Annotated in this window: 6 protein-coding genes; all 6 read right to left on the minus strand. The window is 56.3% G+C overall.

The annotated features are described in order from the left end of the window. Positions 1-37: 37 nt before the first annotated feature. Positions 38-1,021 carry an ABC transporter ATP-binding protein gene (locus L691_RS0123820; protein ID WP_025692778.1) on the minus strand — a complete coding sequence of 328 codons (984 nt, stop codon included), beginning with the start codon at positions 1,019-1,021 and terminating at the stop codon, positions 38-40. Between the two features lie 51 nt (positions 1,022-1,072). Continuing rightward, the gene (locus L691_RS0123825) at positions 1,073-2,353 is read right to left on the minus strand and encodes a M20 family metallopeptidase (protein WP_025692779.1); all 1,281 of its coding nucleotides are present in this window, start codon (positions 2,351-2,353) and stop codon (positions 1,073-1,075) included. 135 nt (positions 2,354-2,488) lie between these two features. Further along, the gene (locus tag L691_RS0123830; protein ID WP_036738002.1) at positions 2,489-4,099 is read right to left on the minus strand and encodes an ABC transporter substrate-binding protein; all 1,611 of its coding nucleotides are present in this window, start codon (positions 4,097-4,099) and stop codon (positions 2,489-2,491) included. Positions 4,100-4,196: 97 nt separating this feature from the next. Beyond that, positions 4,197-5,081, minus strand: coding sequence for an ABC transporter permease (locus L691_RS0123835; protein ID WP_025692781.1), 885 nt, complete (start codon positions 5,079-5,081; stop codon positions 4,197-4,199). A 36-nt stretch (positions 5,082-5,117) separates the two neighbouring features. After that, on the minus strand, positions 5,118-6,128 hold the full coding sequence (locus tag L691_RS0123840) for an ABC transporter permease (RefSeq protein ID WP_025692782.1): 1,011 nt from the start codon (positions 6,126-6,128) through the stop codon (positions 5,118-5,120). A 245-nt stretch (positions 6,129-6,373) separates the two neighbouring features. After that, positions 6,374-7,912, minus strand: a complete 1,539-nt coding sequence (locus tag L691_RS0123845; RefSeq protein WP_025692783.1) for a PucR family transcriptional regulator — start codon at positions 7,910-7,912, stop codon at positions 6,374-6,376. Positions 7,913-8,049 lie beyond the last annotated feature (137 nt).

The raw sequence follows: 8,049 nt of genomic DNA on the forward strand, positions 1-8,049 counted from the left end.
TAGTGTTTCTTTAAATCGCGAACTTCCAAGAGCGTGGTCATGACAACACCTCCCGCTTCTCATATAGGAAACACCGGCAGGAATGTCCCGCTTCGTCTTCAAGCAGCTGCGGTTCAGCCTGTTCGCAGCGGTCGAACTTGTGAGGACAGCGCGGAGCGAACCGGCAGCCGGAAGGCATATCTAGCGGGTTCGGAACCTGGCCCGGAATAGACTGAAGCCGATCCGCGTCTCCCGCAAGCTGCGGCAGCGAAGCCAGCAGACCCTGGGTGTACGGATGCTTCGGGCGGCTGAACAAGGTGGCGACGTCCGTCTCTTCCACCACCTGACCGGCGTACATAATCACGACGCGGTCGCACATTTCGGCGACAACGCCTAGATCATGGGTAATCATCAGGATGGAGGTCCCTTCCGTTTCCTGCAACTCTCGCATCAAATCGAGAATCTGGGCTTGAATGGTGACATCCAGCGCGGTTGTAGGCTCGTCGGCAATCAGCAGCTTCGGGTTACAGATCATCGCCATGGCAATCATAACGCGCTGGCGCATGCCGCCGGACAGCTGGTGCGGATATTGCTCGGCAATTTTCTCCGGCCGCGGGATGCCCACCTTGGTCAGCATCTCCACCGAGCGCTTCCAGGCTTCTTTTTTACCGATTTTCAAATGGTACCTGGCCGCCTCGGAGATTTGCTTGCCAATCTTGAAGACGGGATTCAGCGAGGTCATCGGCTCCTGAAAGATGATCGCAATCCGGTTGCCCCGAATGCCGCGCATCGCCCGGCGGCTGACCTTCAGGAGATCCCTGCCCTCAAAACGGATCTCTCCGGCCGAAATCCGGCCGATCTTCGGGGGAAGCAGCTGCATGATCGACAGTGAAGTAATGCTCTTGCCACAGCCCGATTCGCCTACAATGCCGAGCGTCTCGCCTTTTTTGATGCGAAGATCGACGCCGTCTACCGCCCGGATCATCCCTCCGGAGGTCTTAAATTCCGTTCTCAGTCCGGATACTTCCAGCAGTTCGGGCATGACTCCTCCTCCTTCTTGTTGCTCTGATCGTTATGACTGGTCTTAGGTCCCCTACACGTTTGGCGTTTTCTCCACGCCCAAATATTTCAGCGCCGTCAGCGCATAAACCTTAGCGCACCGGATAATCTGCCAGACCGGCGCTTTTTCGTTAAACGAATGGATCGTAGACAGCTCGGCCGGGCCGTACTGAAGCACGGGAATGTTATGGGTGCGGAAATGGCGCGCATCGCTGGATGCCCACTGCAGAACTCCGTACGCCTCTTCGCCGCTGACCTCGGAGATGCTGTCCACGAGATGCTTCACCACAGGCTCTTCCGGAGGCGTCCAGTTGGCATTGCCCTGAAAACCGAACGGCTTAATGTCGGTCTCGATACCCGCTTCCAGCAGCAGCGATCCCGCGCGGTCCATCACCTGACGATAGTCAACGCCGAACGGAACGCGCGAATCCACCTGAACCGTGCAGCGGTCGGCGACCACGTTGACTTTGGTGCCGCCCTGAATGGTGCCGATATTGACGCTAACATGATCGAACACCTGGTAAGCCAATCCTTCCGGCTCGCGTTCCTTGGCATACTGCTGGGAAATCGTGATAATGCTCTTGACCTCTTCGGGAATATTCGGTTCGATATCCCATAGGCGCTGAAGCGCTTCGATCCCCTTCGCCGCCTTCACGATGGCGCTCTCGCCAACGATCGGCGACAGGCTACCGTGCCCCGGCGTTCCCTCAACGGTAAATTCGAACCAGCAGCTTCCTTTTTGCCCAATCGTCGGGTTCAGCGGACCGGACGGCTCGGCGATCACCGCAGCCGTGCCTTCGACGAGTCCCCGCTCCAGCACCCAAGGAACGCCAAGATGCCCGCCGGTCTCTTCGTCCGGCACTACAAGCAGCGTCAGGTCGCCTCCCAGCGGAACGCCAAGCTTCGCCAGCAGAGATGCCGCGAACAGCACCCCGGCCAGCCCCGCCTTCATGTCGGAGGCTCCCCGTCCCAGCAGGTAACCGTCCCGGATTTCTCCGCAGAACGGATCGAAATCCCAGCGATCCAAATCGCCGGCGGGAACGACATCGGTATGGCCGCAGAAGATCAGCTTTTTGCCGGAGTCCGAGCCGCCGCTTCCTTTATAGGTTGATACCAAATTCAACATTTCGGGAGTGGCGGCGTGAACCGTCGTCCTGATCCCGGATTTCGCCAAATAATCTATGATAAAATCGCTGATGTCTCTCGAATCTCCGGGCGGGTTCTCCGTCGGAAACTGAATTAATTTCGAGGATAGCTCAAGAAGCTCCTCCTGACGGGCATCGATTTCATCTAGCACCTTCTGTCTCCAGTTCATAACCGGCCACAACTCCTTTGAATGATTGCCTGCGGCTGCTCAGGCTTTCGCTATGGAAAAGAGGGCCGGACCGGCATTTGCATCCGGCTCGGCCTCTCCTTTTTTTAAAAACTGGGAAGGGATTCCCTATGATTATCAGTTCTTGGACAGCGGGTAGAAGCGGATAATCTCATCCGGGTAGTAGACATAGCCGCTGAGTTTCGCGCTCATGCCGACGATCCGGTTGTATTCGTAGAGATAGCTCCATGGCGCTTCGGTTGTAATGATCTCCTGGGCTTTCTCATACAGCTGCTTGCGCGCATCTGCATTCGGTTCCTGGCTGGCCTGCTCCCAGAGCTTGTCTACTTCGGCGTTGCTGTAATTGTTATAGTTGGACGAACCCTTGCCGTACATCAAAAATCCGAGGTGATAGCCAGGATCGTTGACGAAAGAGGTCCATTTGGAGATGTAGGCGGTCAGGTTTTTCTTCTTTTGCATCTCCAGGAACTGAGCCCGGGCCACTTTGTTGATATTCATCGTCACTCCGACTTTGGCAAGCTCGGCCTGAATGAGCACCGCATCGTCCTCCCAATCCTGGAAGCCCGAACCCAGTGTCAGGTCAAAGCTGAACCCGTTTCCGTAACCTGCCTCCTCAAGCAGCTGCTTCGCTTTATCCAGGTTATGCTCGTACGTGTAGCCCTTGTCGGTGTAGCCCGGCGTGTTGCTGGCAACGGCGCTCTTCATCTGTTTCGCTTGACCGTGCATAACATCGTTGATCAGTTGATCATAAGGAATCGTGTAAGCAATCGCCTGACGGACCTTTACGTTGTCAAAAGGTTTGACTTTGTTATTGAGCGCAAGGAACAGGATGCGGTTGCTGGCATTGGATTTGACGCTGAGGGCGCTGTTCGCCTGCAGGGAGGCAACATCCTTGGCCGGAATCTCGATGGCCATGTCCACATCGCCTTTATCCAGCAGCAGCACGCGGTTGGAGGCTTCCTTGGTGAACTTCAGCGTAACCTTGCTGAGCTTCGGCGCCCCCTGCCAGTAGTCGGCGTTGGCGGTAAGCACGGCTTCACTCGCCGGGTCCCATTTCTCCACTGCGAACGGACCGGAGCCCGCCGTATTGGTCTTCAGGTAATCTGCGTTTTTGCCCTTCATGGCAACATCATCAACAATAGAGAAATTGTAGAGGGCGATAATCTGCATAAACATATGGTTCGGCTTGTTCAGGGCGATTTCAACGGTGGAAGCGTCTTTGGCGGTGACCGTCTTAATGTCGGCCATCCCGTACAGGAAGCTGCCGGATTTGGAATTTTTCACGCGATCCAAGGTATATACGACCGAATCCGCCGTCACCGGGTTGCCGCTTTGGAACTTAACGCCACTGCGGAGCTTGAAGGTATAGGTCAGGTTATCGTCCGATACACTCCAGCTTTCCGCCAGCATCGGCTTGATTTCATCCGTGTTGGCGACGTCGGCGCCATCCACAGTTTTGACTCCGTAGGTTACGAGCTGGTCGTAAGCGGCGATGACGAAGGTGTCGGAGGTCAGGTCGCTCGCCTCGGCGGGATCGAGTGTCGTTCCTCCTTCGGAGAACGCCACGGTAAGAGTCGATGAAGCAGCTGCCGGCTGCGTGGTTGCGCCGCTGTCCGCGCCGGGACTCTGGCTGGCGCTTGAGGCCGGCGGATTGGATTTGGCGGCGCAGCCGGCCAGAACGATGCACAGAACCAGCAGCAGGGTAAGATGTTTGGTCATTTTTTTCATTCGAATTTCCCCTTTATCCATCATTTGCATTGCTGATAACCGAAGGATATTTCTCTTTCGCGGGACGGCCCGCCGGTGAGGCGGCACCCGCTTTCTTTTATTTGCCGGATCGGAGCCGGGGGTCCATAACGTCGCGGAGTCCGTCGCCAAGCAGGTTGAAGCCCAAAATGGCCGTTGCGATGGAAAGGCCCGGAAAGGTCACGAGCCACCATTCCCCGGAAATGATATATTCGCGGCCTTCCGCGATCATGGCGCCCCATTCAGCGGTCGGCGGTTTGACGCCAAGGCCCAGAAAGCTGAGGCTCGATGCGGTCAGAATGGCAAAGCCCATTCCGAGTGTTGCCTGAACCAGCAGCGGAGCCAGCGCATTGGGGAGAATGTGGCGCAGCAGAATGACGCGGTCTTTGACGCCGATGGACCTGCTGGCCTCCACATATTCTTTTTCCCGCAGCGATATCGTCTGGCCGTACATCAGCCGCCCGAATTCGGGGATGCCGACCACGCCCACCGCAATCATCGCGCTGAACAGTCCCGCGCCGATGGAAGCGGCGATCGCCATGGAGAGCACCAGTGAAGGGAAAGACAGCAATACGTCGAGCAGACGCATAATGATAGTTTCCGTTCTGCCTCTGTAATAAGCGGCTATGCCGCCGAGCGGCACGCCGATGACAAACGAAATGCTCACAGCGATGAGTCCCGTCCAAATGCTGATCCGCGCTCCATACAGCACCCTGCTCAAAATATCTCTGCCGAAATTGTCCGTGCCCAGCATATGCGCTCCGCCCGGGGGCTGCAGCTTGGCGGCCATATCGGGGACGTAAGGGTTATATGGGGCGATCCATGGGGCGACGATAGCGGCGATCGTCCACAGCACGATAAAGCCTAGCCCGATCGCCGCGAGACGGTTCCGGAGCAGCAGCCGAAGGAATCTGGCCGGTTTAGGAGCCGATTTCTGCTGCCCCGGAGAACTTGCCGTTGACATGACTGTCACTGCCGCAGCACCTCCTTTTGTAATGGATTATTCATAACGGATTCGCGGATCGACCAGCCCGTAAATCAAATCCACCGCTAGATTAATCAAGCAGTACAGCACCGCGCTGACCAGCGTGAAGGCTTGAATGGGCGCATAGTCGGCGGCTAGGATGGAATCGGTGATATAGCCGCCAACTCCGGGCCAGGAGAAAATAGTTTCTGTAATCACCGCGCCCCCCAGCAGATAACCGAACTGAAGACCGAGTACGGTCAGCGTCGGAATCAGGGCGTTGATCAGCGCATGCTTGCAGATGACAATCGACTCCCGCAGTCCCTTCGCTCTGGCCGTCCGGATAAAATCCTGGCCGATCACTTCCAGCATACTTGAGCGGGTCATCCGGGCCACAATAGCCATGGTCCCGGTGCTAAGGCAGATGGCCGGAAGCAGAAGATGGATAATACTGCTCTTCAGAGCGACAAAGTCCGCTGACAGCAGGCTGTCCAGAACATACAATCCGGTGATGTCCGTTGGGGGATTAAGCTCCCCGCTGATCCGTCCCATCGGGGGCGGCGCCCAGCCGAGCTTCGAATAGAAAATGTAGATCAGAATCAGACCAAGCCAGAAAATCGGAACACAGGCTCCGATCAGGGAGAACACCCTGGAAATATGGTCGATAACGGACTCTTTGCGGGTTGCGGCGATAACGCCGACAGGGATGGCTACAATAATGGCGATCAGGATGCTGAACAGGGTCAGTTCGACAGTAGCCGGGAAGCGCGAGGCAAAATCGCTGGCGACCGAATGTCCGGTATGATACGCATCGCCGAGATCCCCGCGCGCGAGCATGCCGAGGTAATCAAAAAATTGGCTGTAAAGCGGCTTGTCCAGGCCCATATCCTGCCTGATTTTCTCAATAACGTCCGGGGGCGCCTGTTCGCCGGCAAGCATCACCGCCGGGTCTCCGGGCAGCACACGGGACAGGATGAAGGTGATCAAGATAATCCCCAGCAGCGCAGGAATCATCTGCCCGAGCCTGCGGACCGAATACACTAACAATGGATCAACCCCTTTGCACAGCCGGCAGGACCCGGCCTGTCAAGTTAATTGTCTTACGAGGTAATTGTGCTCATTTTACAAAGATTACGGACAAGTCACTACGTCCCCTTTAACTAAAAAAGCAGCGTTTTGTTTGGTTGCTGCGGACGAATGTGGCATTGACGCGTTACATTTTATAACACATAAAATTTCAAAATCCTCTTCTTTACATAAAAAACGACAGGCGATATCCCGGAAACAGCGGATTACTCCGCCGGATTTACGCGCATATAATAATAGATCAGACAGAGCTGGCAGACCAGCTGCTCCCTCGAATCATTCAGATCAAAGCCCGTAATATCCCGAATTCGCTCCAATCTGTATTTTACGGAGTTGCGGTGGATAAACAGGCGGTTGGACGTCTCGATAAGGCTCCCCCGGCTTTCCAGATAGTACAGAAAAGTGCGCATCAGATCGCCGTTATGCTCCTCATCGTACTGCCGGAGTTTGCCCAGTTTGCGATTGAACAGCTCGGAGAATTCGGGGCTCTCCATCGCGTTCCCGAGCAGATCGTAGATCTCCACTTCCTCATAGCGAATGACCAATCTGCCCTGCCCGATCCGCCGGGACACGTTAAGCGCCTTGCGCGCTTCGTTGTAGCTGTCGTAGATCTCCCACAGACGCTTTTGTCCTCCCAGGCCAATCCGGTTTCCCTTGAGCCCCGGCAATTTGACTGTAGCCCAGCCCTCCAGCGTGTCTGCCCATGGCTTCAACCGGTTCCGGTTGTCCTCCGCCCGTTTGATTTCCATACTTGGCAAAAAAAGTACGGCCCGGTTGGAGCGAAACTCCACGTGAGGGGACACGCGCCGGGTTCTGGCTTCTTCCTCAAGACGCTTGGTCAAGAGCTCCTCCTCGCCCGCCGCCCAATCGCCTTCAATCACGGCCACTTCCCATAAATGCTCCACATTAAGGCCCAGCTTGCGTGCCCGCTGCTCGACTTCATGCCTTGGCGGAACCGGGGGCGTCAGCAGCTCATCGATGAAATTACCGCGCAGGCGCATTTCCGTATCCGCCACAATTTTGTTGCGCATGAGTTCAAGCGCCAGCACCAGCCTGGCCTGCTCGATTCCGACCAGCTCCATCTCGTCCAGCTCCTCCTTGTCCACCAGGAGCTTCGCGACATTGCGGCGGTCTACGTTAATGGTCCATTCGAGCGGCGTCCGGGACAGATCCCACGCTAGGCCTGCTGGCGAGGAGACGATAAGTTCCCCCTCATTGTCGATCACCGCAACAGGCGCCCGCAGCAGGCCGGCCACATTGTCGCTGACCGCCTGAATGCCGCTGTTCTGAAGCACCATCGTGGTCAGTGTCCGGTACACCTCTTCCGAGCGCCTCAAGAGCGACGCCTGGCGGTCCAGCACCCGCTCCATAATCGGCCTTGTAATATCCGTATACGGGATTTCGGAAGGCACCTCGATGAGCGGCAGTCCGGTCTCGTCGCTGGCATCCAGCGCATCCTGCGGAATGCCCTTCAGAAAGCGGGCGGGCTTGATCGCCAGCGCAGCTCCTCCTCCCTGGTCCAGCACCCGGATCAATCCCGCGAGCTCGGAAGGATTGTCGCGAATGGCATAAGCGGTGGTCAGCATCAGGACCCCTTCCTTGACCCAGCCTTTCAAATCGGGCACTTCCATCACATCGATGAATTGAACCACCCGGTTTAAGCCTTGGCTTCCGGCAAGCACTCTGGCGTTCCGCAAAATGGGAATTGCCAGCACTTCCTCAATCGTAATCCCTGTTTTATCCAAAATGGTCGGCCTCCCCGTAAGTTTAATGCGATCCGCAGTGCAACTTTTTGAGAGCTAGTTTATCAAAGATAACAGGCAAGCAACATGGAATGATTTTCAAGCCAAGAAGAAACGGCTTCGCCGTCCTCGCAGGAGGA

This window comes from Paenibacillus zanthoxyli JH29 (assembly GCF_000520715.1).
In the GTDB taxonomy this organism is placed as follows: Bacteria; Bacillota; Bacilli; order Paenibacillales; family Paenibacillaceae; genus Paenibacillus_AQ; species Paenibacillus_AQ zanthoxyli.

Coding starts and splice junctions, on each gene's coding strand:
- L691_RS0123825 (WP_025692779.1), bottom strand. CDS start 2,353: ATGAACTGGAGACAGAAGGTGCTAGATGAAATCGATGCCCGTCAGGAG.
- L691_RS0123835 (WP_025692781.1), bottom strand. CDS start 5,081: ATGTCAACGGCAAGTTCTCCGGGGCAGCAGAAATCGGCTCCTAAACCG.
- L691_RS0123820 (WP_025692778.1), bottom strand. CDS start 1,021: ATGCCCGAACTGCTGGAAGTATCCGGACTGAGAACGGAATTTAAGACC.
- L691_RS0123830 (WP_036738002.1), bottom strand. CDS start 4,099: ATGAAAAAAATGACCAAACATCTTACCCTGCTGCTGGTTCTGTGCATC.